Genomic DNA, 22,971 nt, shown 5'->3' with positions numbered 1-22,971 from the left:
GCGGCCGCCCCGCAGGCGGGCTACTCCCGGGCTGACGACCAGCCACGGGCGTCCCGCAGCACCTCCCGGAACGGCTTGCCGCGGTCGAAGGACGGTTCACGGGGGAGGCCGAGCACACGCTCGCCGATACTGTTGCGCTGCATCTCGTTGGTTCCACCGGCGATGGACATGAAGCGGCTGTTGAGGAAGCCGACCGCGACCTTCGGCCCAGGGCTGTCGCCGGGCCGCTCGTCCCGGTTCACGGCGTCCCCGCTCACGGCGTCCCCGTGCGCTCCGTCCGCGCACGCTCCGTCCGCGCCCACGGTTTCCCAGTTCACAGCGTCCGCACCGCCGATGCGCATGGCGATGTCGGCGCGGATCGGGTCGTGGACGCCGCTGACCAGCTTGGCGTAGGAGGCGAGGTGCAGCGCCTGGGCGGGATCCGTCCGCATCCGCTCGCCGAGCCGCGCGAGCAACGCCCGGCGTGCCACGTCGTCGACGTGGGCACGCACGATCAGATCGCGGGTGAGCGGGTCGGCCAGCCGGCCGGTGGCCCGGGCGAGCTCGACGAGGTCGGGCGCGACACCCGTCGAGGCCCCGGTGGTACGGGTGCCGTGGCTGAGCCCTCCCCCGCGTTCGAACATCAGCATGGTCTGGGCGACGGTCCAGCCGTCGTTCACCTGGCCGATGACGTCACCGTCGCCGAGCACGACGTCGTCGAAGAACTCCTGGCAGAACTCGGCGTCGCCGGTGATCTGTCTGATCCGCTCCACGGTCACGCCGGGAGCGGTGACGGGGACGGCGAACCACGTCAGTCCACGGTGCTTGGGCACGTCCCAGTCGGTGCGGGCGAGGCACATGCCCCAGTCGGCGTAGTAGGCCCCGCTGCTCCAGATCTTCGACCCGTTGAGGACCCACCCGTCGCCGGAACGGACCGCCCGGGTGCGCACACCGGCCAGGTCCGACCCGGCCTCCGGCTCGGAGAAGAACTGCACGAACAGCTCCTCGCCGGCGAGGATCCTCGGGATGTGCCTGCGCAGGAAGTCCGCCGACGCATGCGCGAGCATCGTCATGGCGCACACGCCGAACGTGGTGCCGCCGGCTATGCCCAGGTCGGGCAGCCGGTAGCCGCGCGCCTCCTGCTGGAAGGCACGTTCGTACTCCGGGCCAAGGCCCTGGCCGCCGTACTCGCGCGGCCAGGTGATCCCCGTGTACCCGGCCTCGTACAACCGGCGCTGCAGCGCACGCCCGGCCGCGATCGCAGCCGGATCGGTGTCGCCCCTGCGGAGGCCTGAAGCCTGGCCCCGCTCGAGGTTCGCCTCGATCCAGGCCCGGGCCCGGGCCCGGTACTCGTCGAGAGCCTGCGCCGGCGCACGGACCTCGCGTTCCGGTGCCGCGCTGTCGTCGCGTTCCGGCGCGGCGTTGTCGCCGTCGTCGTGCTCCGCCCCCACGTCACTGTCGTGCTCCGCCGCGATGTCCCGCATCAGCCGACTCCGATCCGCTCGCCCAGCCGGTCGCGATGCCACTGCGCCGAGCCGAACGCCACAGCGTCCGCCGCGAGGCGCCTCATGAACAGGTGGTGGTCGTGCTCCCAGGTGTAACCGACCCCGCCGAAGACCTGGAAACAGCCGTGGGCCAGCTCAACGCCGTGCTCGGCGACGAAGGCCTTCGCGGCATGCGCGAGATCCACCCCGTCGCGGGCGCCGAAACCGGGCGGCTCCGAACCGGGCGGCTCCGAACCGAGCGACTCCGCGGCGGCGGACACCACGGCCTTCGCCATCTCGAGGGAGAGACTCAGGTCGGCGAGCAGGTGCTTGACCGCCTGGAACGAGCCGATCGGCCGTCCGAAGGCGATACGGGTCCCGGCGTGTTCGACGGCTGCTTCGAGGTCACGGTGCATCGCCCCGACCGACTCCGCGGCGGTGAGGACCGCGGCGATCCCGACCTGCCACTCGAACCGCGCCGCGGTCGCGTCGCCCGGCGCTCCGAGCACGGCGTCCGCACCCACCCGGACATCGTGGAACCGCACCGCGCCCGGCCGGCGGGTGATGTCCAGACTCGCCATCCGCCGCGCCTGGACTCCGGGTGTGTCCGCCGCGACCAGGAACTGCGTCAGCCCGCGCGGCCCGTGCGCGGTGACGACCAGCAGGTCGCAGTCGGCCGCGTCCGGTACGTGCCGGACGTCACCGTCGAGACGGAAGCCACCGCCACCGTCCTCGCCCGCGACGATCTCGCCGGCGCCCGGCGTCAGCCCGGCGACGTCGCCCACCGCCCACGTCGCCCGGGCGCGGCCAGCCACCAGCCGGGCAAGGACCTCGCCGTGCCTCGAGCCCTCGGCCGCCAGCAGGTGAGCGACGACGTTCGCCGTGGCGAACGAGCCGGGTTGCAGGACGCCGCCCCGCTCGGCGGCGACCGCCGCCGCGTCCAGCAGGCCGTTGCCCGACACGGTGCCGCCGCCGTGCTCCTCGCCGACCAGCATCCCGAACCAGCCGAGCGAGCCCGCGGCCTCGTGGTAGCGCGCGTCCACTCCGCCGGAGCCCGCGGCGAGCTCGCGGACCGACGGCAGCGGCATCGTCCGCTCGATGAACCTGGAGCTGGAGTCGAGGAGCAGCTCCTGCTCGGGCGTCGCGGACGCCAGCAGCCCGACGCTCATGCGCCGGTGAACCCCGGCTCGCGGCGCTCGGCGAAGGCCCGGAAGCCCTCCCGCGCATCCATCGTGGTGTAGGCGATGTGCTGGGCTCGCGCCTCGTCCTCCACCGCCCGCTCGAACGTGGCCGAGTCGCTCGCGTCCAGCAGCCGTTTGACCAGGCTGAGCGCCGTCGTCGGTCCTGCGGCCAGCCGACGGCCCCACGCGGTGGCGACCTTCGTCAGCTCGTCGGCCGGCACGACCTCGTTGACCAGGCCCCACGCCAGCGCGTCCCGCGCCCCCACCCAGTCGCCGAACAGGGCCATCTGCTTCGCCCGGCGCAGCCCGATCTGGCGGGGCAGGCTCCAGGACGTCCCGCCGTCAAGGGACAGGCCTCGTCTGGCGAACACCTCGCAGAACCGGGCCCGGTCGCTGGCGACGACGAGGTCGCAGGCGAGCACCAGGCCGAGCGACACGCCGACGGCGACGCCGTCCACCGCCGCGATGGTCGGCTTCGGCAGCCGGTGCAGCCGGTTGACGATGTCGCCCGCTGTGCGCATCTCGTGCAGGATCGCCTGCCGAGGTCCGGAAAGCCCGCTGGCCTCGTCCCCCGTGCCCGCGCCGCCGGTCAGGTCAGCGCCCGAGGAGAAGTTCCCACCGGCGCCGGTCAGCAGGAGCGCCCGGTCAGCCGGGTCCCGGGCGACCTCGGTCAGCACCCGGTCGAGGTCGGCCCAGCTGGCCCCGTTCAGCGCGTTCTTCTTCTCCGGGCGGTTGAAGACGACCGTGACCAGGCCGTCACTGCGTTCGACGAGCGTCGAATCCATCGGGTCCTCCGTCCAACCGGCATTAATATAGATATTTTCAGTCGACACGATCACCCGAGACCGATGCCAACCAGCCTTCGAGTGCACGCCGGAGGACCTTGCCCATCGGGTTGCGCGGCAGCTCGCCGACGATCTCGAGGCGTTCCGGGCACTTGTGGCGGGCCAGTCCCTCGGCCTGGCAGTGCGCGACGAGAACGGCCAGCGGGACGTCGTGACCCGGCCGGACCACGACGACGGCGCAGATCCGCTCGCCGGTCCGCTCGTCCGGCACGCCGACGACCGCGACGTCGCGCACCGCCGGGTGCCGGGCCAGCACCCCCTCCACCTCCGCCGCCGAGATGGTCTCCGCGTTGCGGATGACGACCTCCTTGCGGCGGCCCCGCACCCGCACCCGACCCTGCTCGTCGACATCGCCGAGGTCACCCGTCCGCAGCCAGCCGTCGGCGTCGAAGGCCTCGGCGTCGAGCCCGGCATCCGCGTAGCCGAGGAAGCACTGGGGGCCCTTCAGCCGCAGTTCGCCGTCGACGACCCGTACCCGGACGCCGGCAGCCGGCCGGCCGACCGTGGTGCCGGGCTCGGCGTCGGTCGACCTCTCGCTGGTGGCCACCGGGAACTCGGTGAGACCCCAGGAGCCCACGACTCCGGACACCCCGAGGACCTGCGCGACCTCCCGGTTCACGGGCTCCGGTGTCGCCGCGCCGCCGCCCACGCAGGCGCGCAGCGCCGGGAAGAGGGGATCCCCTCCGTGGCGGCGCTGCGCCGCCAGGTAGGCGTGGAAGAAGGGCGTCGCGGAGCCGAGGACCGTCGGCCGGTGGGCGGCCATCCGCTCCGGCGTCACAGCCGGGTCGAACACGTCGAACAGAACCAGCGTCCCGCCGGTCCGCAGCGCCGCCGCGAGCATCGAGACCCCGCCGATGTGGGCGATCGGCCAGGCGATCGGGTACACGTCGCCGGCACCGAAACCGAGCCCGTCGACGACACCGGCCGACGAGGCGATCACCGATTCGTCGGTGTGCCGGACGCCCTTCGGGTCGGCGGTGGTGCCGGAGGAGTAGTAGATCCACCGGCACTCGTCAGCCCGGGCCCGGGCGGGGGCGGGGGCGGGGGGCAGGCTCGCGGGGTCGCCCTCCGGCAGCCGAAGCGCCGGCCCGGGCGGGCCGTCGAGGTCCAGCACCAGCACCTCGGGCCCGAGCGACCTGGCCATCGCGCCGTGGCCGAAGCCGTGCCACGACTCGGGCACGATGACCAGACGGGCCGAGACCTGCCGCACGATGAACCCGACCTCCCGGTGGCGGAACACGGGAATCACCGGGTTCTGGACCGCCCCGAGCCGCGCGCAGGCCGCCATGACCACCGCCGCCTCGAGCGTCGTGGGCAGCTGCCAGCACACGACGTCGCCCGGCCCCACCCCACGCCTGTGCAGTCCCGCCGCCGCGCGGCCGGCCGCGTCGCGCAGGGCTGCCGTGGTCAGCGACCGGCCGTGGTCGTCCGCCAGCACGACGGCGTCCGGCGCGCGCCGGGTGGCGTCGTCGAGCAGGCCCCAGAACGTCACGTCGTCGTCCTCCCTGTGCCCGTCCGGTGCGCGCGTGGGCACGCCGGCGGCCACCGGCCGTCGCCGGTGGCACCTCCTGGCCATCGTCTCGCCTTGAGGCTAGAAAAGTCTAGATGTATTACCTAGACTCCGCGATCAGGCGCCAGGAAGCCGGGGTGCGCCTGCCGACGGCCGGGACATCCTCCGGGATCTCCGGTGGCACCAGAGCCGGGCGAGCGCGACCGCCCCCTCACGATCCGCCGGCACCCAGAACCGGCGACATCTCGGCGCGGCCGCCCAGCCGCCCCTCACACAGGGACACAGATCATGGAACTGAGCACGCGGACAGGCAGCTTATGGACCCGCTCGCGCATGCGCGGGCTGATGGCGACGGCACTCACCGCGCTGGCACTCGCCGGCGCGGCGTGCGGCGGAGGCGACTCCGACCCGGGCCCGACGGACGATGGCGGCGTCGACCGCTCGCTGCTCGGCCCGAGTCGGCCGGCCGGCGGCGCGCCGGTCAAGGTCGGCTTCGTCAGCGACGGCAGCACACCGGCCTTCGACAACACGATCCAGATCGACGCCGCCGTCGCGATGACGAAGTACCTCAACGAGCACGCCGGGGGCATCGGCGGACGTCCGATCGAGCTGGTGACCTGCGAGACCGCGGCCGACCCGAGCCGGGCGGCGGACTGCGCGACCGACTTCATCCAGGCCGACGTGGCGATCACGGTCGCGGGCGAGTCGACGGCCATGGGAACGGCGTGGAAGCCACTGCACGACGCCGGTATCCCGATCTTCGTCTACGCCACCACCGAGCAGGCGGCCATCCTCGACCGGGACTCCACGTTCGCGCTGGCGGACCAGATCGCGGGTCTGGCGGGGATGCCGATCACCGTGGCCAGGGAGAACAATCTGCCGAAGGTGACCGTCGTCGGCGTCGACGTGCCCGTGGTCACCGGGTTCTACGACGCCGTCGGCGACCAGATCTTCGGCGACGCCGGTCTGGAGCTGGAGGTGGTCGCCATCCCGCCCGACCAGGCGGACATGAGCCCGCAGATGATCCGGATCGCGGGCGGCGGGCCGACCGAGGTGCACATCATCGGCGGCGACGCCTTCTGTATCGCGGCGTTCAACGGGCTGCGGGCGGCAAGCTTCGACGGGCCGATCAGCGTCGTCAACCAGTGCGTCTCCGACAGCTCGAAGACCGCCCTCGGTGACGCGTTCGAGGGCGTGTACGCGTCGGCACCGTTCGCCATCGACGACCACGAGAATCCCGACCTGCGCCGGTGGCAGGCGATCGTGGACGCCTACGACGAGAACGACATCGACATGAGCAACTCGATGGGCTCCACGATCTTCGTGACGATGACGGCGCTCAGCCACGCGCTCGACGGCCTCACCGGGGAGGTCACCCCCACCCGCATCATCGAGAAGATCCGCTCCGCACCGGAGCTGCCGTTGCCGGCCGCGCCAGGCCTGACCTTCCACTGTGACGGCAGTGCCAACCCGCTCGTGCCAGCCGCCTGCACCCGAGGCGGGCTGATGACGACCCTCGACGCGGAGGGCAGCCCGACACTGCCCTACAAGCCGTTCGGCAACGAGGGCTGACAATCGAAGGGACGGCCCTGTGAGCGATCCGGGCAGCATGAGCAACGCGGGGGACGTGAGCCACGTCGTCAGGGAGCTCGGCCTGGACTTCTCGATCGACGGCGGCGTGGCCACCGGGCACGCCGCCGTGTTCGGCGAGCTGTGCGTCCCCGGCGCGACCGCCCTGCGGACGTCCGTGCTGGCGACCTGGGCGGACGTCGTCACGGGCCTGCTCGCCCTGAATCTGACCGTGCCCCGGCCGGCCCTGACCCTCGACCTCGATGTACAGGTCCTCGAGCCGGCCGAGATCGGCGACACGATCTCGGTCGAGGCGAGGACCGTCAAGGCCGGCCGGACGGTCCTCGTCTGCGAGGCACGGTTCCGCAACGAGACCTCGGGGGCTCTGAGCGCCGTCTGCCACGCGTCGTTCGTCGCCTCCCCGAACCCCGGCCACGTCATCTCCCGCCGCTTCCTGGCCGGGCTTGCCGAAGGGCCGTCCCGTCTACCGGTCCCCCTCGCCGAGCGGGTCGGCAGCGTCGTCGTGGCTCCCGGAACCGCCGAGGTACCTCGGCGGGTGGACGGCCTCAACTCGGGCGGGGCCATCCAGGGCGGCCTTGTCGCGTTCGCCGCCGAGGAGGCGGCGGCCTCGTCCGTCGGGGAACCGGTGGTGCTGACCGCCCTCGGCCTCCGCTACCTGCGACCGTTCTCCGTCGGGCCGGCCCGCGCGGTGGCCGACCGGTATGGGGAGGTGTGCCTGGTGCACCTGACCGATGTCGGCACCGGCAGGCTGGGCGCCGTCGCGACGGCGCGGCTCACCGACGCCAAGCCGCGGTAGCCGGCGACGGATGCTCCACCCGGGAACGATGTCAATTATTCGCGAAAGAACTAGATATTTTGCTACTCTCCGGTCGTGCGCGACGCCCGTGACCAGGGACCGCGACGCCCACCGGGCAGGGGGCGAAGCCCGCCCCGTGCGTGCCACGTGCCACCGGAAGGACCCACTATGGATCTCGACGAAGCGGGCCGCGTCTTCACCGACCCGACGGCGTACGCAGACGAGAAGCGGTTCCACGCCGCGACGGCGCTGCTGCGCCGCCACTCGCCGGTGCACCGCGTCGCCTCGGACGGCTTCGCGCCGTTCTGGGCGGTCACCCGGTACGAGGACGTCATGGCGATCTCCCGGGACGCGCAGGTGTGGCACAACGCGCCGCGGACAGCCGTCAGCCAGGACCCGAGCGCGCCCGCCCCACCTGTGCGCACGCTGGTGCAGATGGACGCGCCGGACCACCCGGTCTACCGGGGCGTCAGTGCCGACTGGTTCAAGCCGGCCGGTGTCCGGCGGCTGTCCGACCGCATCGCCCAGCTCGCGAAACGTTTCGTCGACCACATGGCGGACCTCGGCGGGGAATGCGACTTCGTCACGGACGTCGCCGCGCACTATCCGCTGTACGTCATCCTCTCCCTGCTCGGGCTGCCCGAGGAGGACTTCCCCCGGATGCTGACGCTCACCCAGGAGCTGTTCGGCACCGACGACGTGGATCTCGCCCGCAACCCGGGCGACACCGCCGCCCTGGAAACCCTGCTGGACTTCTTCCAGTACTTCCAGACAGTGATCGCGAACCGCCGCGCGGCGCCGACCGACGACCTGGGCTCGGTGATCGCCAACGCCGCGGTCGACGGCGAGCAGATCGGCGAGCTGGAGGCGGTCGGGTACTACGTCCTGATCGCCACTGCCGGGCACGACACGACGAGTGCGGCGATCTCGGGCGGGCTGCACGCCCTGCTCGAGCACCCGGACCAGTGGCGGCGGCTTTCCGCGGACCCGGGCCTGGTGCCCACCGCGGTCGAGGAGATGATCCGCTGGGTCTCCCCGGTCAAGCACTTCATGCGGACCGCGGCCGAGGACACCGTCGTGCGCGGCGTCCCGATCGCGGCCGGCGAGGCGGTGCTGCTGTCCTACCCGTCGGCCAACCGGGACGAGGACGTCTTCGCCGACCCCGGCGCGTTCGACGTGGCCCGGACCCCGAACAAGCACGTCGGCTTCGGCTTCGGCGCCCACTACTGCCTCGGCACCCACCTCGCCCGGCTGGAGGGCCGTGCCCTCTACAACGAGCTGGTGCCACGCCTACGAGAGGTCGAACTGGCCGGTGTACCCGAGTACATGCAGACCCTGTTCGTCGGCGGGCCCAAGCGCCTCCCCATCCGCTACACGATTTCCTGAGTACTCCGGAGGCCAGGCATGACCGAGTCGGCGGGCAGAGCGCTGGAGTGGATCGTCGACGACCCCGGCGAGGTCACTCCCGAGTGGATGACCGACGCCCTGCGCCGCGGTGGCACCGACGCCGAGGTCGTCGGGCTGCGCCACCAACCCGTCGGAGGCGGCCAGCTCAGCTCCAGCTACCGCTTCCACCTGGACGTCCAGCCCGGCGGCGCCGACCGGGCGCCCTCGTCGGTGGTACTCAAGCTGGCCGCCGGCACCCCCGAGGGCCGCGGCCAGATCGTCCCCGGCTACCGCAGCGAGGTGGGCTTCTACACCAGGTTCGCCCCGGGCGCCCGGATCCGGGTCCCCCGGTGCTGGAGCGCCGCGATCACCGCCGACGGCCGGACCTTCACGCTGGTGCTCGAGGACGCGCACCCGGCACTGCCGGGCCTGCAGGTGGATGGCTGCGGCATCCCCGAGGCCGAGGCCGCGTTACGCAACCTCGCCGGCCTGCACGGTCCGTTCTGGAACACCGACGGCCTCGCCGACGGCGCCGACTGGCTGCGCCGGACGGACGAGGCCGGTTTCGGCTTCCTCGGCGAGGTCCTCGCCGCGGCCATGGTGCCGTTCCTCGACCGGTTCCGGGACCGTCTCCCCCCGACCGACGCGGACACGCTGCGCCGGACGGTCGACCACTTCGCCCGGTGGGGCCGGCAGGTCTGCACCCGCCACACCCTCATCCACGGCGACTACCGGCTCGACAACCTCCTGTTCGCCGGGTCCCACGAGGTGACGGCCGTCGACTGGCAGTCGCTCGAGATCGGCTTCGCCGGTCGCGACGTCGCCTACTTCCTGTCCACCGCGCTGCCGCCCGCGGTCCGGCGGGCTCAGGAAAACACCCTGGTTCGCGCCTATCACGAGCGGCTCGTCCAGATGGGGGTCGACGACTACCCGCTTGAGGAGTGCTTCCGGGACTACCGGCTCGGAACCCCGCAGGCACCGCTGCTCACCGTGCTCGGCTGCGTCTACGCGACCAACGAACCCACCGAGAACTCCGACCGGATGTTCCTCTCGATGATCACGAATGCGTGCAGCGCCATCCGCGACCTCGGCACCCTGGAGCTGCTCGGCAGCCGATGATCAGATTTGCTTCCCGGCGCCAGCGGACGGTCAGCCCGACGGGTGCTGGCTTCGGGGCAGGCGACAGGCCTGCTCGGCGATGATGTTGCGCTGGATCTCGCTGGTGCCCGCGTAGATCGCCGTGCCGAGCGAGAACCGCAGGGCGTGTTCGATACGGCCGTCGGCGAGAGCCATGGGGTCGAGCCGGCTGCGCAGCGCGTCCGGCCCGACCAGCTCGGTCAGGTCCTCGGCGGCGCTGACCAGGGACTCGGTGCTGAACAGCTTCGACATCGGGCCCTCGGCCACCGGGACCTGGCCGGCGGCACTCATCCAGGTGGTACGCAGCTCCAGCAGCTGGGCGACCTCGAGCGCCGTCGCCCAGCGACCGAGGCGCGCCTGCACGTCGGGCTCGTGCAGCCGACCGCCGGCGCGCGCCCAGCCCTCCACCGCCCCGAGCAGGCGGTCCAGGTGCGGGCTGAACGCCGCGGAGTGCTCGTCCTGGAGCGCGAGCATCAGCGCCCGCCACCCGCCGTCGACCTCGCCGATGCGCCAGCGGTCCTCGACCACCACCTCGCTGAGGAACACGATGTTCGTCCGCTCCCCGGAGAGGGTGTACACGGCCTGCACCTCGATGCCGGGCTGGTCGAGGCGCACCAGGAACATGGTGAGGCCGGCGTGCCGCGGGCCGTCCGGACGAGTGCCGGTGCGGGTGAGCAGGAAGATGTAGTCGGTGACGTGGCCGTTGGTYGTGAACATCTTCTGGCCGTCCACGATCCAGCGGTCGCCGTCGCGGCGGGCCCGGGTCCGCACACCGGCGACGTCGGAACCCGCCTCCGGTTCGGTCATGCCCAGCGCGATGGTGAGCTCCCCGCGCAGGAACCGCGGGAGGATCTCGGCCCGCAGCTGTGCCGAGCCGACCACCCGGATGACGTTCGCGACCATCTCCGTGGTCGCGACGGCGTAGATCGGCGCCTCGGCCCTGGTCAGCTCCTCCTCCAGTACGTGGACCTCGTACGGGTTCAGCCGCCGGTGGCCGTCATCCCGTTCCCAGCCCGGGCCGACCCATCCGCGCTCGGCCAGCCGCCGGGCGAAGGCCGCGTCGTGCGACACGCCGCTGCGGTACGCCCGGTCGTCGAGCTCGGGAGTCAGCTCCTGTGCGAGGAACTCCCGGACCTCGGCGCGGAACGCCGCCACGGACTCGTCCAGTTCGAAATCCACGTGCTCAGACCTCCGTGTCGCCGCCGTACCGGGCTCGGGCCGCCCGCAGGTAGGCGTCCCGCGGCTCGCCCCACACCCGCGCCCAGCCCCTCGCCCGCCGGTAGAACAGCTGCAGGTCGTACTCGAGCATGAAGCCGTAGCCGCCGTGGAAGTGGACGGCGTCGTAGGTCACCTGCCGGGCGGTCTCCGCCGCGAACGCGAAGGCCATCGCGGCCAGCTCGCGGGCGCGGCGTGATCCCCGCACCGGCTCCGCGGCCGCCCGCGCCACCAGCAGCCGGGCGCCGTCCAGTGCCGTCGCGCCGTTCGCCAGCGGATGCGCCACCGCCTGGTTGGCGCCGATCGGCACGCCCCACGCCTGCCGCTCCCGCGCGTACTCGCAGGTGGTCCGGTGCGCCGCCGCGGCCGTCCCGACGAGCGCGCCGGCAGTCAGCACCAGCCAGTCGTCGAGCGCCGTCTCGAAGGCGGCAACCGCGGCCGGGCCGCGGGCGAGCTCCACCGCGCCGGTGTCGAGGATGACGTCCGCCAGCGGGGCACTGGCGAGGTTGGCGACGGGACGGCGCGTACCGTCGTGCAGCGGCGCGAGCAGCAACCGCTCGCCGTCGAGCACGACGGCCTCGTCGGCGATGGCAGCCCCGGGTACGAGCAACGCCGTGCCGCCGGTCGCGGGGCGCACGGCCAGTGTCACCAGCCGCTCACCGCGGAGCGCGGCCAGCAGCGCGGTCCGCGCCGCGGCGGTGTCCGCGCCGGTGCCCGGACCGCCGCCCAGGGCCGCCAGCAGCGCGGCCGCGACCTGCGTCTCGACGACGGGCGCCGGGGCGGCCGCAGCTCCGACCGGCTCGGCGACCAGGACGAGGTCGAGGAGCGCCGCCCCCCAGCCGCCGTGCTTCTCCGGGACGGCCATCTCGAGCACTCCGACGTCGCGCAGCGCCGCCCAGAGAACCCGATCGAAGCCCACCGGCTCGGCAGCCCGCACCCGTTCCGGCGAGGCGTGCTTCGCGAGCAGCTCCGTGAACGAGGCGACGAGCGCCTGCTGCTCCTCGCTGGGTGCCAGGTTCATGAAGGCAGGCCACGTTCGACGGTCACCGATCGCTCCGCCCTGGCCGCACGATCCGCATGGCCGGAGGCTACCAAAACATTCATATGTTTTCCAGGATGCGACCTCTATAGATCTATATATATTGGTCCCGCTGGAGTAACGTCGGCCGCCGGTCTGCGCCGACACCGAGCGGCGACCCACGGACCTCGCCCAGCTCCCGGAGCCATCCCACCACGACAGTTCACAGCTTCCCTGGAGGACCGATGCCCGAACAGCGCATGYTGATCAACGGCAGACTCGTCGAGGCCGCGGACGGCCGCGTCTTCGACAACGTCAACCCGGCCACGGAGGAGGTGCTCGGCACCACGGCCGACGGCTCCCCCGCCGACATGGCACGTGCCGTCGCCGCGGCCCGCGCCGCGTTCGACCACACCGCATGGTCCCGTGACCACACCGGCCGCCACAAGGCGCTGCTGCAGTTACAGGCGGCCCTCGAGAGCGAGGCGGAGGACCTGCGCGCCGAGYTCGTCGCCGAGGCCGGGTGCCCCGTGATCACCACGTACGGGCCGCAGCTCGACGCCCCGCTGCGCGAGGCGCTGCGCTGGCCGGCGGAGATGATCGAGTCCTTCCCCTGGTCGCGCCCACTCCCCCCGAAGGACGCCTTCGGCTTCGGCTTCCCGTCCGCCCGGGAGGTCTGGAAGGAGCCCCTCGGCGTGGTCGGCGTGATCGTGCCGTGGAACTTCCCGTTCGAGATCGCGCTCAACAAGCTCGGGCCCATCCTCGCCATGGGCAACACCTGCGTGCTCAAGCCGGCTCCGGACACCCCCTGGAACGCCACCCGCATCGGCCGGCTGATCGCCGAGCACACCGACATCCCGCCGGGCGTCGTGAACATCGTGCCGTCCTCGGACCACCTCGTCGGCGAGGTCCTGTCCACCTCACCGCTCGTCGACATGGTCGCCTTCACCGGGTCGACGGCGACCGGGCGCCGCGTCATGGCCGCGGCCGCCGCCACGGTGAAGCCCACCTTCCTCGAGCTGGGCGGCAAGTCGGTCAACCTCGTTCTCGACGACGCCGACCTCGCAGCGGCCATACCGCCCGCCGCGATGGTCTGCCTGCACGGCGGCCAGGGCTGTGCGATGCCGACCCGGCTGCTGGTCCCGAACTCGCGCCACGACGAGGCGGTCGACCTGGCCCGGGCGGCGTTCGAGGACGTCCGGTACGGCGACCCGACCGATCCGTCCGTCCTGCAGGGCCCGCAGGTCTCGAAGCGGCAGCAGGAGCGGGTCCCGGGCTACATCGAGACCGGCCGACGGGAGGGGGCGCGGGTCGTGGTGGGCGGCGGGGTGCCGTCCGGCCTCACCCGCGGGTACTTCGTGGAGCCGACCCTGTTCGCCGGCGTCGAGCCCGGCATGACGATCGCGCAGGAGGAGATCTTCGGACCGGTCCTGGTCGTGATCGGCTTCGAGGACGACGAGGACGCGATCCGCATCGCCAACGACTCCGCGTACGGGCTGTCCGGGATGATCACCTCGGGTGACCTGGACCGGGCGAAGGCGGTGGCCCGCCGGATCCGCACCGGGACACTCGGCATCAACGGCGGCATGTGGTACGGCGCCGACGCCCCGTTCGGCGGTTACAAGCAGTCCGGTGTCGGGCGCCAGTGCGGCATCGAGGGCCTGGAGATCTTCACCGAGACCAAGACGGTGGCCTGGCCCGGCTGACGGACCAGGCCACCGCGCCGGCGGGCGAGGACGCTCTCAGAGTGACGCGGGGCCGAGGAGCTCGATCGCGTTGTCCCGCATGATCCTGCGCACCTCGGCCTCGCTGAAGCCGTCGAGCTCCTTGAGGAAGTCCAGCGGCTGCTCGAGCCCTTCGCCGTGCGGCCAGTCGGAGCCGAACAGCACGCGCTCGACACCGATGAGCTCCGCCAGCGCCGGCAGGTCCTCCTCGTAGTACGGCGCCACCCAGACACTGCGGCGAATCGCCTCGAGGGGCTCCTCCGGGAAATCCCACGGCGTCTGGTTCGCCTGCTTCTGCAGCCGCCTGACCAGCAGTGACACCCAGTCGGAGCCGTTCTCGATACTCGCGACCCGCAGGGTCGGGTGGCGGTGCAGGACCCCGTCGACGACGAGGGAGGCGATGGTGTCGTGGATGGCCCGGTCGGAGACGAGAATCTTGCTCAGTGTGCTGACCTTGCCGTAGCCCTCGAAGTTCGCGGTCCCTCCCCACATGGCGGTGAAGGCGTTGTAGCCGCTGTCCCCGAGATGGAAGGCCACCGGGATCGAGGCCTGCGCCAGCCTGGCCCAGACCGGGTCGTGCGCACGGTCGCCCAGTGACCGCGACGTGCCGTGCCGGCCCGGCACCGGTGCGGGCCGGATGTGCACGATGCGGGCGCCCCGTTCGATGAGGCTGTCGAGCTCGGCCAGCGCCGCCTCCGGATCGGCCAGCGACAGCATCGGCGCGGACACGAGACGGCCCTGGTGGACGAAGCCCCAGTCCTCCTCGAGCCACCGGTTGAACGCCGAGAGGCTCGCCATCGTCGCGTCGACGTCGTGCTTCAGTGCCTCCTCGACGCCRCAGCCCAGGGTCGGGAACAGCAGGACGGCGTCGAGGCCCTGGCGCTGCGCCACCGCGGCGCGCTCATCCCGGCCCTGGTACTCCGCCCTGAGCGGCTCGACCTTCATCAGCGTCCTCGGGTCGACGCCGTCGGGCACCTGGCCGCGGAACAGCGGGTCGAGACAGYCGGGCACCACGATCGGGTTGAACGTCGGGTTCGGGATGAACCGGTTGACCCGCCCGCCGATGATGATGTGCGTCCGCCTGCCCTCGGTGACGACCCGCACGCCCCGGTTCCTGAACCGGGGGTCGAGGTGCCGGGTGAACGCGTCGATCGACTCGTAGTAGTGGTTGTCGGCGTCAATCGCTCCGAAGTCGAGCTCCATCGCGCGTCCTCTCCGTCTCCGGTTCGCCCCCGCGGACCCCTCGGTCGCCCGAAGTCTAGGCGATAACATCTAGACTTTTCCAGTCACGGCCCGAGCCGTCCGGCTCGCCAGGACAGACGCACCACCCCCGCCGAACCTCCGCCCGACTCGGACAGCCCGGTGGCGGACAGCCCAGCGGCGGGGCGTCGTTGCCCACCGCGCCTCGACCCGGCCGTCCGGCCCGCACCCGCCCGGCCGGCCGGCCGGCCACACCATTGTCTTGGCATTAACATCTAGATATCTTGCGTGCCTACGGCCACGACCGGGAGGGCGCCGTGCTTCGAGTGATCCAGTGGGGGACGGGAAACGTGGGCCGCCATGCCGTGGCGGCGGTGAGCGGGCATCCCGACCTGAGGCTGGTGGGCGCGCTGGTGTACAGCGACGCGAAGGCCGGCCGGGACGTCGGCGAGATCTGCGGCCTCGGCGACCTCGGGGTGGTGGCGACGCGGGACCGGGACGAGATCGTCGCCCTCGACGCCGACTGCGTCCTGTACATGGCCCAGGGCGAGATGGACCCGGCCGGCGCGCTCGACGACATCTGCCGGCTGCTCGCCGCGGGCAAGAACGTGGTGTCGACGGCGGTGACGGCGCACATCTACCCGCCCAGCGCCGGCCACCACGTCGTCGACCGGCTCGAGGCCGCCTGCGCCGAGGGCGGCACGTCCTTCCACGGCACCGGCATCGAGCCCGGCTGGGCCGCCGAGGTGCTGCCGCTCGCCATGTCCCCGCTGTTCCGGCGGATCGACTCGCTGCTCGTCCGGGAACTGCTCGACTACTCCACCTACGACAGCGCCGACATGCTCTTCGAGATCATGGGCTTCGGGCGGGTGCCCGGCGCCGCCGTACCGATGTCCGACCCGGTGCTGGCCGGAAGCGTCTTCCGGGCACCGATCATGATGGTCGCCGACGGCCTCGGGGCCACCATCGACGACTTCGTCTACGACCGGAAGGTGGTCGTCACCGACACGGCGTTCGACATCTGGGCCGGCCGCATCGAGGCCGGGACCGTCTCGGCGCAGCGGTTCTCCTGCACTGCCGTCATCGGGGGCCGCCCGGCGCTGACCGTCGAGCACATCACCCGCGTCGGGTCCGGGCAGGCACCGGACTGGCCCACCGGCCGGGGCTGGCGTGTCACCGTCGAGGGCGAGCCGTCGATGGTGCTCGAGGCCAGGATCGCCGTCCGCGGGGAGGACGAGACCGACCAGGGCTGCCTCGGCACGGCGATGCACGCCGTGCACGCGATCGGGCCGGTCTGCCGGGCCGAGCCCGGGATACGCACCTTCCTCGACCTTCCAATGATCAACGGTCGGCACGTCTTCGGGGCGGAACAGGCCTGCTCCAGATAACACGACTCATCCCGCCTGACCGGACGTCGTGGCCAGCCGCCGCGTCCTGTCACCTCGCGGTTGCCGTGGCGCGGTGGCGTGCCACGGCAGCCGTGTTCGCGCACCTGGCGGAGCAGTAGCTGCGGCGGCCGTTGCGCGACACGTCGACGAACGCCACCTCGCACCCCTCGCGTTCGCAGCGCCCGAGCCGGTCCRCACCGTCGCCGCAGATCACCTGGGYCAGCCCCGAACTCGTGATCGCCCTGATCCGCGCGACCACGCCGGAGTCGGGCATTCGGTAATGCAGGTGCGGACGCCCGTCGTGCGCGGAGATGTACGGCGATCCGGTCGATTCCGCCAACAGGTCGTTGACCAGGCCATAGAGCCGGTCGGCCCAGCGCAGCAGGTCGGCCCGCGCGGCATCGTTGTCGATCTCCGCCTCGGCCACCGCATGGCGCCGCAGAACCGCCCGCACCAGGTGCGCGGGCGCATTCCTCTCCAGATTTGCCAGGTCAGCCGCCAGGCGAGCCCCGTGCATACTGTAATGGTTGAATTGCACCTTGCCATTCCAGCACTCTCGGAGGCAGCACGCAATGCGCCGACCGTCGGAGGAGCTGAGCCCGTGACAGTGATACACGCGGCGACTGGGAGCAACCTGAAGGACGAAGTCGAGAGGATGGCGATCTCGGTCTTCCAGCACAAGGCACTGCGGAACGACTTCTACGACCGGTGGACGACTCGGTCGCTGCCAGCGGAAGAGGTCAGGGTGTTCGCCATCGAATACCTGAGCAGAACCATCAGGACGAGCGAGATGGTCGCGCTCTCCGTCGTGAACACGGTAGACCGGACCGCACGTGTCGAATGCGTTAAGAATCTATTTTCTGAATATGGGGGAGGAAATCCTGAGAAGGTCCACCTGACCCTTCTCGAAAATTTCCTCACGGATCTCCTCGGGCGGGTTTCGGGGCGTCCTGTGACGATCGACGAACTTTACCGGGAGCCACCGCTCACCAGCACTCGCTCCTTCAGTTCCGGGCAGCGCGAGCTCTTCACCTCGGGTGACCAGCGGGTCGTCCAGGGTGCCCTGCTGGCACAGGAGTGGCTGGCGTACTCGATGATGGTCAGGCTGTACGAGGGCGTTCGCAACTACAAGAGCTACTACAGCTCCGAAGAGGAGTTCCACGAGCGCTGCGAGTATTTTTACGTCCACATCGGGGAGGCGGAGAAGGAGCACCGGATCCAGGCCGTCGAGTCCGCCTCCCAGGTATGCGCCGACCTCACGGACCTTGCCCGGGTCCAGGTCGGGTTCGACGGCTTCCTCGACCTGACCGTGGAGTACTGGCGGGGTGTGGTGGCCCGGATGCGCGAGGCGGGCGCCCCGGCGAGGGGTCTGGAGACCCGCGCCCATGCGGCCGCGGTTCCCGCTGCTCGGGTCCGCTAGCGACGCTGACCTGCGGGGCCCGGCCGGCGGCCCGGACCGGCGCCAGGCCGGCGCCCGCCGCCGGTGGGTACCCGCGGGCCTCGTTCTCGCCCAGGTCCTGAGCCTGCAGTGCGGCGCCGCGGCAGCCAAGAACCTGTTCCCCGCCGCCGGCACCACCGCGACCGTGCTGATGCGCCTGTGGTTCGCCGCGCTGATCCTGCTGGCCCTGGCGCGGCCGAACCTTCGCGTGGCCTGCGCCAGGGGCATTCGTCCGGTGGCTGCGCTGGGCTGCGTGATCGCGGCCATGAACATGGCGTACTTCCAGGCGGTGGCGCGCCTTCCCCTCGGTGTCGCGGCCGTACTGGAGCTACTCGGCCCGCTCACCGTGGCGACCGTGCTGTCACGGAGCCGGACAGACGTTCTCGCGGCGGCGCTGGCCTTCGGCGGAATCACGCTGATCGCCTTTCCCGGCGGAGCGGGGGTCACCTCGGCCGGTCTGGCGCTGGGTCTGCTCGCAGCCGTGCTACGCGCCTCCTATGTGCTGCTGAGCGGACACGTCGGACGCGCGACGGCGGACCTGTCAGGTCTCGCCGTCGCGCTCCTCGTCGGCGCATTCGTCTTCACGCCCTTCGCCCTGGCCTTCGGGGGCGTCGACCGCCTCGGCCACCCGAGGAACCTCGCCCTGGGCCTACTGGTCGCGGTCCTCTCCTCGGCACTGCCCTACACGCTCGACCTCCACACGCTGCGGAGAACCAGCGCCAGAGTGTTCGGTGTGCTGATCTGTCTGGGCCCCGCGGTCGGCGGAATCGTCGGCTACATCCTGCTGGGGGAACAGCTGAGCCCACGGCAGATGATCGCGGTTCTGCTCATCACCACGGCTGCTTTTCTGGTCTCCCGCCAGAAGGGCGCGGTTCCAGGTCGAGCGGCTCCCGGCCCTGTGAAACACGAAGAAGGAAGCGACCGCATCCTGGCGTGACGCCGGGACGAACACCCGAGGAGCTGTGGCACCCGACGGGCAGGGTCAACTTTCGAAGGGCAGCACGACCGTGCGGGTCTCGGTGTAGGCCTCGACGCCTTCGGGGCCCATCTCACGGCCGATCCCGGACTGTCTGAACCCGCCGAACGGGCTGCGCGGCTCGACGATCGCGATCGAGTTGACCGTGCAGGTGCCGGTCCGGATCCGGCTGGCCAGCGCGACACCGCGGGCGACGTCGGCGGTCCACACCGAGCCCGACAGGCCGTACTCGGAGTCGTTGGCGATGGCCGCCGCCTCGTCCTCACCCTGGTACCGGATCACCGTCACCACCGGACCGAAGATCTCCTCCCGGGCGATCCGGCTGGCGTTGTCGACGTCGGCGAACAGCGTCGGCTCGACGTAGAAGCCGTCGTCGAGGCCGGTCGGGCGGCCGCCGCCGACGACGAGCCGGGCGGCACCGGCCCCGCCTTCGGCGATGTAGCCCTCGACCCGGTCCCGCTGGCGGGCCGAGACGAGCGGGCCGACGTCGGTGCCGGGGTCACGCGGGTCACCGACTACCAGCGTGCGCACATGGTCGGCCAGCGCGTCGACGACCTCGTCGTAGCGCCCGGCCGGGGCCAGGATGCGGCTCTGCGCGGCGCAGACCTGGCCGTTGTTCTGCAGCGCGGAGTCGAGGAGCTGCGGGACGACGGTCGCGAGGTCGGCGTCGTCGAGGATGATGCCGGCCGACTTGCCGCCGAGCTCCAGCGTGCACCGCTTCACAAGGCTCCCGCAGGTGGCGCCGACCGTCCGACCGGCCGCGCTGCTCCCGGTGAAGGACACCTTGTCGACGCCCGGGTGGGCGACCAGGTACCGACCGAGGTCGGCTCCGCCGGGCAGCACGCTCACGACACCCGCGGGGATGCCGGCGTCAAGCAGCACCTCGGCGAGCAGGAACGAGCTCAGCGGCGCCTCCGGTGCCGGCTTCAGCACGATCGGGGCACCGGCGGCCAGCGCCGCGCCGAGCTTCATGCACGCGATGAAGATCGGCACGTTCCACGGCACGATCCCGGCCGCCACCCCGACCGGCACCTTCTGCACCAGGCACGGCCCCATCACCCCGGCCCGCTCCTCGGAGAAGGCGAACCGCTCGGCGACGTCGGCGAAGCCATCCAGGATGAGCGCGGGGCTGATGGCCTGACCGAAGATCGAGAACTTCGCCGGCGCGCCCATCTCGTCGGTGACCAGCGCGGCCAGTTCCTCCGCCCTGGCCTGCAGCCCGCCGGACACCTTGCGGATCAGGCCGGCGCGTTCGCCGCCGGTGGTCGCCGCCCAGTCGCCGTCCGCCAGGACGGCCCGCGCCGCGGCGACGGCCGCGTCGGCGTCGGCCGGGCCGGCCGCCGGAACAGTGGCCACGAGGCGCTGGTCGTGCGGCGAGCGGACCTCGATCCGGTCGGCCGAGGCGGGCCTGCGCCAGCGGCCTCCGACAAGCAGCTGGTCACGTTCGATCACACCGGTCACGAGGTTGCCTCCGGGGGCAGCAGGCGCCGCGCGACCTTGCCGGTCAGCAGGCGCGGCAGCTCGGCCAGGAAGACGACCGAGCGGGGACACTTGTAGTGGGCGACGCGTTCCCGCGCGAACGCGATGAGCTCCGACGCCAGCGCGCCGGGATCGGCGGGGGGCTGGGCCGGCTGGACGACCGCACGCACCGACTCGCCCATCTCGGCGTCCGGCACGCCGATCACGACGACATCCGTGACGGCGGGGTGGAGGATCAGCACGTCCTCGACCTCGCGCGGGTAGACGTTCACCCCACCCGAGATGATCATGCTGGACACCCGGTCGGTGAGGTAGAGGTAGCCGTCCTCGTCCACCCAGCCGACCTCGCCGAACGTGCCCCACCCGCGCTCGTCGAACGCGCCGGCGGTCTTCTCCGGATCACCGTGGTACGCGAACGGCCGGGCCACCTCGAAGTACACCCGGCCCTCGATGCGCGGCGGCACCTCGCCACCGTCCTCGCCGACGATGTGCACCGGGGCCAGCAGCGACCTGCCGACCGAGCCCGGATGAGCGAGCCACTCCTCGGGGCCGATGGCGCAGAAGCCGACACCCTCGCTGCCGGAGTAGTACTCGTGCACGATCGGCCCGAGCCAGTCCAGGACGGCCCGCTTGACCGCGGGCGGGCAGGGCGCCGCGGCGTGTACGAGCGTGCGCAGGCTGGAGAGGTCGAAGCGGGCCCGGTCCGCCTCGGGCAGCTTCAGCAGCCGGACGAGGTGCGTCGGGACGACCTGGCTCAACGTCACCCGGTGCCGCTCGACGAGCCGGAGGAACTCCAGCGCGTCGAACCGCTCGGTGGCGATCACCGTGCCGCCGAGCCGGTGCACAGCGGTGGCCCAGGCCAGCGGCGCGGCGTGGTAGAGCGGCGCCGGGCTCAGGTACCGCGTCGACTCGTCGCCGCCGTACAGGAACCTGACCATCCCGGTGAAGGAGTCGGCCGCGCCGATCGGGCCTCCGACACTCGCCGGGGCGATCCCCTTCGGCCGGCCGGTTGTGCCCGACGAGTAGAACATCCAGTTGCCCTCGCACTCGTCGTCGACCGGCGACACCGGCTGGGCGCCGACCACCTCCTCGTACGCGTCGAACCCGTCGACCGGCCCGCCGACGGCGAGCCGTACCTTCAGCGCCGGGGCGTCGATCCCGGCGGCCACGTCGGCCCGAGCCGCGGACACGACCAGCGCGGCGGCACCGCAGTCGGCGACGATGTACCCGGCCTCGGCGGCGGACAGGTGCCAGTTGATCGGAGTGACCAGGAGGCCGGCCCGCAGCGCGGCCCAGACCACCTCGAAGTACTCCGTGCGGTTCTCCATCAGGACGGCGAGGTGGCTGCCGACGCCGAGCCCGGACGACCGCAGTGCGTGCGCCACCTGGTTGGATCGCCGTTCCAGCTCCCCGTACGACAGGATCCGGTCGCCGATGATCACGGCCGGCCGCTCCGGCGCGGACGCCGCGAACCGCCTCGGGTGGTCGATGTCCATCGGTCAGCTCCGCCCGGACGGGAGCAGGACCGGCTTGACGACCTTGCCCGACAACGAGGCCTCCTCCGCCGTGTTGATCGCCTCGAGCGGGAAGGTCTCGATCAGCCGGTCGAACGGGAAGCGGCCTTCCCGCCACAGTTCGATGAGCCGCGGGATCATGACCTGCGGGTCGGCGCCACCCTCGAGGATGCTCGAGATCCTCCGGCCGAGGAGATCCACCGGGCCGAAGGTGATCGGTTCGGTCTGGATCCCCACCAGCCCGGCGTGCCCGCCCATCCGCAGCGCGGCGACGGCGGTGGCGATGACCGCGACGTTGCCGGTGGTGTCGAAGGTGAACCGGGCCCCACCACCGGTGAGTTCCTGGATCCGGGAGACGAGGTCCGTGCCGGCGCCGTCCAGCGCGTGGGTGGCGCCGAGCTCGGTGGCGAGCGCCAGCCGGTGCGGGTGCAGGTCGACCGCGATGATCGGGCCGGCGCCGACCACCCGCGCTGCCATGATCGCCGAAAGGCCCACCGCCCCGGCGCCGAACACGGCGATGCTGTCCCCCGCCCCGACGTTCAGGTCGACGAGCACCGAACCGGCACCGGTGAGGATGCCGCAGCCCAGCGGCCCCAGCTTCGCCAGCGGCAGGTCCCGGTCCACCACGACGACGCCACGCTCCGCGGCGACGCAGTGGGTCGCGAACGAGGACTGGCCGAACCAGCGCGAGGCGATCTCGGCCCCGTCGGCGTCGCGGGCACCCGTGGTGCCGTCGAGGCGGCGGCCGAAGAAGTTGCGGAACAGGAACAGGTCGCAGTAGGGCGGGGCGCCCCGGCGGCAGCTCGGGCACTGTCCGCAGGAGTCGAACGAGAGCACCACGTGGTCACCGACCGACACCCGTTCCACGCCCTCGCCGACGGCCTCGACCACGCCGGAGCCCTCGTGCCCGGTGATGATCGGCGGTGGGGCCGGCGCCCCCTCCCGTCTCGGCACGACGTCGGTATGGCACATGCCGGCGCCCACCACGCGGACCAGCACCTCGCCGGGTCCGGGCGGATCGAGCTCGATCTCCTCGAGCACATAGGGCCCGTCCGCCTGCCGGAGCACCGCAGCAGTCGCCTTCATCCCGCGCTCCCAGTTCCCGTCGTCT

At 72.0% G+C, this 22,971-nt stretch carries 19 protein-coding genes; 8 read left to right on the top strand and 11 right to left on the bottom strand.

Annotation, left to right across the window (positions count from 1 at the left end; all coding sequences use genetic code 11):
* Window positions 1–20: 20 nt before the first annotated feature.
* From CC117_RS09705 to CC117_RS09690, 4 genes are read right to left on the bottom strand one after another with little or no spacing between them, the layout of a single operon-like run.
* Window positions 21–1,463: an acyl-CoA dehydrogenase family protein gene (locus CC117_RS09705; RefSeq protein ID WP_084131827.1), complete on the bottom strand. Its 1,443-nt coding sequence runs from the start codon at window positions 1,461–1,463 to the stop codon at window positions 21–23.
* Entirely contained in the window at window positions 1,463–2,632 is a 1,170-nt protein-coding gene (locus CC117_RS09700; protein WP_071083400.1) for an acyl-CoA dehydrogenase family protein, read from the bottom strand. The genes CC117_RS09705 and CC117_RS09700 overlap by 1 nt, the downstream gene beginning before the upstream one ends.
* On the bottom strand, window positions 2,629–3,429 hold the full coding sequence (locus CC117_RS09695; RefSeq protein ID WP_071083399.1) for an enoyl-CoA hydratase/isomerase family protein: 801 nt from the start codon (window positions 3,427–3,429) through the stop codon (window positions 2,629–2,631). The genes CC117_RS09700 and CC117_RS09695 overlap by 4 nt, the downstream gene beginning before the upstream one ends.
* Window positions 3,430–3,466: 37 nt before the next feature.
* On the bottom strand, window positions 3,467–4,981 hold the full coding sequence (locus tag CC117_RS09690) for a class I adenylate-forming enzyme family protein (protein WP_071083468.1): 1,515 nt from the start codon (window positions 4,979–4,981) through the stop codon (window positions 3,467–3,469).
* Between the two features lie 351 nt (window positions 4,982–5,332).
* On the opposite strand from CC117_RS09690, the gene CC117_RS09685 reads away from it, so the two are divergent.
* The 4 genes from CC117_RS09685 to CC117_RS09670 all read left to right on the top strand — a co-directional run bounded on the left by CC117_RS09685 (window position 5,333) and on the right by CC117_RS09670 (window position 9,890).
* Window positions 5,333–6,571 carry an ABC transporter substrate-binding protein gene (locus CC117_RS09685; RefSeq protein ID WP_241829969.1) on the top strand — a complete coding sequence of 413 codons (1,239 nt, stop codon included), beginning with the start codon at window positions 5,333–5,335 and terminating at the stop codon, window positions 6,569–6,571.
* Window positions 6,572–6,590: 19 nt separating this feature from the next.
* Window positions 6,591–7,385, top strand: coding sequence for a PaaI family thioesterase (locus CC117_RS09680; RefSeq protein WP_241829968.1), 795 nt, complete (start codon window positions 6,591–6,593; stop codon window positions 7,383–7,385).
* A gap of 168 nt (window positions 7,386–7,553) precedes the next feature.
* The gene (locus tag CC117_RS09675; RefSeq protein ID WP_071083398.1) at window positions 7,554–8,771 is read left to right on the top strand and encodes a cytochrome P450; all 1,218 of its coding nucleotides are present in this window, start codon (window positions 7,554–7,556) and stop codon (window positions 8,769–8,771) included.
* A gap of 18 nt (window positions 8,772–8,789) precedes the next feature.
* Window positions 8,790–9,890, top strand: coding sequence for a phosphotransferase (locus tag CC117_RS09670; RefSeq protein ID WP_071083397.1), 1,101 nt, complete (start codon window positions 8,790–8,792; stop codon window positions 9,888–9,890).
* A 30-nt stretch (window positions 9,891–9,920) separates the two neighbouring features.
* Here CC117_RS09670 and CC117_RS09665 read toward each other — a convergent pair whose 3' ends face one another.
* Both CC117_RS09665 and CC117_RS09660 read right to left on the bottom strand, forming a co-directional pair.
* Complete coding sequence (locus tag CC117_RS09665) at window positions 9,921–11,087, bottom strand: acyl-CoA dehydrogenase family protein (RefSeq protein ID WP_071083396.1); 1,167 nt, start codon at window positions 11,085–11,087, stop codon at window positions 9,921–9,923.
* A 4-nt stretch (window positions 11,088–11,091) separates the two neighbouring features.
* Complete coding sequence (locus tag CC117_RS09660; RefSeq protein ID WP_071083395.1) at window positions 11,092–12,144, bottom strand: acyl-CoA dehydrogenase; 1,053 nt, start codon at window positions 12,142–12,144, stop codon at window positions 11,092–11,094.
* 242 nt (window positions 12,145–12,386) lie between these two features.
* Between CC117_RS09660 and CC117_RS09655 the strand changes: the two genes are divergently transcribed.
* On the top strand, window positions 12,387–13,847 hold the full coding sequence (locus CC117_RS09655; protein ID WP_198541789.1) for an aldehyde dehydrogenase family protein: 1,461 nt from the start codon (window positions 12,387–12,389) through the stop codon (window positions 13,845–13,847).
* A gap of 36 nt (window positions 13,848–13,883) precedes the next feature.
* Here the strand turns inward: CC117_RS09655 and CC117_RS09650 are convergent, their stop codons facing one another.
* Complete coding sequence (locus tag CC117_RS09650; RefSeq protein ID WP_071083393.1) at window positions 13,884–15,068, bottom strand: amidohydrolase family protein; 1,185 nt, start codon at window positions 15,066–15,068, stop codon at window positions 13,884–13,886.
* A gap of 314 nt (window positions 15,069–15,382) precedes the next feature.
* Between CC117_RS09650 and CC117_RS09645 the strand changes: the two genes are divergently transcribed.
* A complete protein-coding gene (locus CC117_RS09645; protein WP_071083465.1) occupies window positions 15,383–16,453 on the top strand; it encodes an NAD(P)H-dependent amine dehydrogenase family protein in 1,071 nt (356 codons plus the stop codon).
* 49 nt (window positions 16,454–16,502) lie between these two features.
* Here CC117_RS09645 and CC117_RS09640 read toward each other — a convergent pair whose 3' ends face one another.
* Complete coding sequence (locus CC117_RS09640) at window positions 16,503–16,880, bottom strand: CGNR zinc finger domain-containing protein (RefSeq protein ID WP_241829967.1); 378 nt, start codon at window positions 16,878–16,880, stop codon at window positions 16,503–16,505.
* A 96-nt stretch (window positions 16,881–16,976) separates the two neighbouring features.
* On the opposite strand from CC117_RS09640, the gene CC117_RS09635 reads away from it, so the two are divergent.
* Together CC117_RS09635 and CC117_RS09630 are read left to right on the top strand one after the other, a co-directional pair.
* On the top strand, window positions 16,977–17,873 hold the full coding sequence (locus CC117_RS09635; protein WP_241829966.1) for an iron-containing redox enzyme family protein: 897 nt from the start codon (window positions 16,977–16,979) through the stop codon (window positions 17,871–17,873).
* Window positions 17,839–18,828, top strand: coding sequence for an EamA family transporter (locus tag CC117_RS09630; protein ID WP_071083390.1), 990 nt, complete (start codon window positions 17,839–17,841; stop codon window positions 18,826–18,828). The genes CC117_RS09635 and CC117_RS09630 overlap by 35 nt, the downstream gene beginning before the upstream one ends.
* Window positions 18,829–18,873: 45 nt before the next feature.
* Here the strand turns inward: CC117_RS09630 and CC117_RS09625 are convergent, their stop codons facing one another.
* From CC117_RS09625 to CC117_RS09615, 3 genes are read right to left on the bottom strand one after another with little or no spacing between them, the layout of a single operon-like run.
* The gene (locus CC117_RS09625; protein WP_084131825.1) at window positions 18,874–20,328 is read right to left on the bottom strand and encodes an aldehyde dehydrogenase; all 1,455 of its coding nucleotides are present in this window, start codon (window positions 20,326–20,328) and stop codon (window positions 18,874–18,876) included.
* Window positions 20,325–21,842, bottom strand: a complete 1,518-nt coding sequence (locus CC117_RS09620; protein ID WP_071083389.1) for an acyl-CoA synthetase — start codon at window positions 21,840–21,842, stop codon at window positions 20,325–20,327. The genes CC117_RS09625 and CC117_RS09620 overlap by 4 nt, the downstream gene beginning before the upstream one ends.
* A 3-nt stretch (window positions 21,843–21,845) precedes the next feature.
* The gene (locus tag CC117_RS09615; protein WP_071083388.1) at window positions 21,846–22,946 is read right to left on the bottom strand and encodes an NAD(P)-dependent alcohol dehydrogenase; all 1,101 of its coding nucleotides are present in this window, start codon (window positions 22,944–22,946) and stop codon (window positions 21,846–21,848) included.
* Window positions 22,947–22,971: the final 25 nt, after the last annotated feature.

The sequence above is a fragment of the Parafrankia colletiae genome (assembly GCF_001854655.1).
Classification (GTDB): Bacteria; Actinomycetota; Actinomycetes; order Frankiales; family Frankiaceae; genus Parafrankia; species Parafrankia colletiae.
Note: the sequence above shows the minus strand (reverse complement) of the source record. Positions and strands in the feature narration are given on the sequence as shown.

What these genes read in the sequence shown, in the direction of transcription:
- CC117_RS09615 (WP_071083388.1), bottom strand. Translation starts at nt 22,946, where the DNA reads ATGAAGGCGACTGCTGCGGTGCTCCGGCAGGCGGACGGGCCCTATGTG.
- CC117_RS09635 (WP_241829966.1), top strand. Translation starts at nt 16,977, where the DNA reads ATGGTTGAATTGCACCTTGCCATTCCAGCACTCTCGGAGGCAGCACGC.
- CC117_RS09630 (WP_071083390.1), top strand. Translation starts at nt 17,839, where the DNA reads ATGCGGCCGCGGTTCCCGCTGCTCGGGTCCGCTAGCGACGCTGACCTG.
- CC117_RS09685 (WP_241829969.1), top strand. Translation starts at nt 5,333, where the DNA reads ATGCGCGGGCTGATGGCGACGGCACTCACCGCGCTGGCACTCGCCGGC.
- CC117_RS09660 (WP_071083395.1), bottom strand. Translation starts at nt 12,144, where the DNA reads ATGAACCTGGCACCCAGCGAGGAGCAGCAGGCGCTCGTCGCCTCGTTC.
- CC117_RS09705 (WP_084131827.1), bottom strand. Translation starts at nt 1,463, where the DNA reads ATGCGGGACATCGCGGCGGAGCACGACAGTGACGTGGGGGCGGAGCAC.
- CC117_RS09670 (WP_071083397.1), top strand. Translation starts at nt 8,790, where the DNA reads ATGACCGAGTCGGCGGGCAGAGCGCTGGAGTGGATCGTCGACGACCCC.
- CC117_RS09675 (WP_071083398.1), top strand. Translation starts at nt 7,554, where the DNA reads ATGGATCTCGACGAAGCGGGCCGCGTCTTCACCGACCCGACGGCGTAC.
- CC117_RS09700 (WP_071083400.1), bottom strand. Translation starts at nt 2,632, where the DNA reads ATGAGCGTCGGGCTGCTGGCGTCCGCGACGCCCGAGCAGGAGCTGCTC.
- CC117_RS09620 (WP_071083389.1), bottom strand. Translation starts at nt 21,842, where the DNA reads ATGGACATCGACCACCCGAGGCGGTTCGCGGCGTCCGCGCCGGAGCGG.
- CC117_RS09695 (WP_071083399.1), bottom strand. Translation starts at nt 3,429, where the DNA reads ATGGATTCGACGCTCGTCGAACGCAGTGACGGCCTGGTCACGGTCGTC.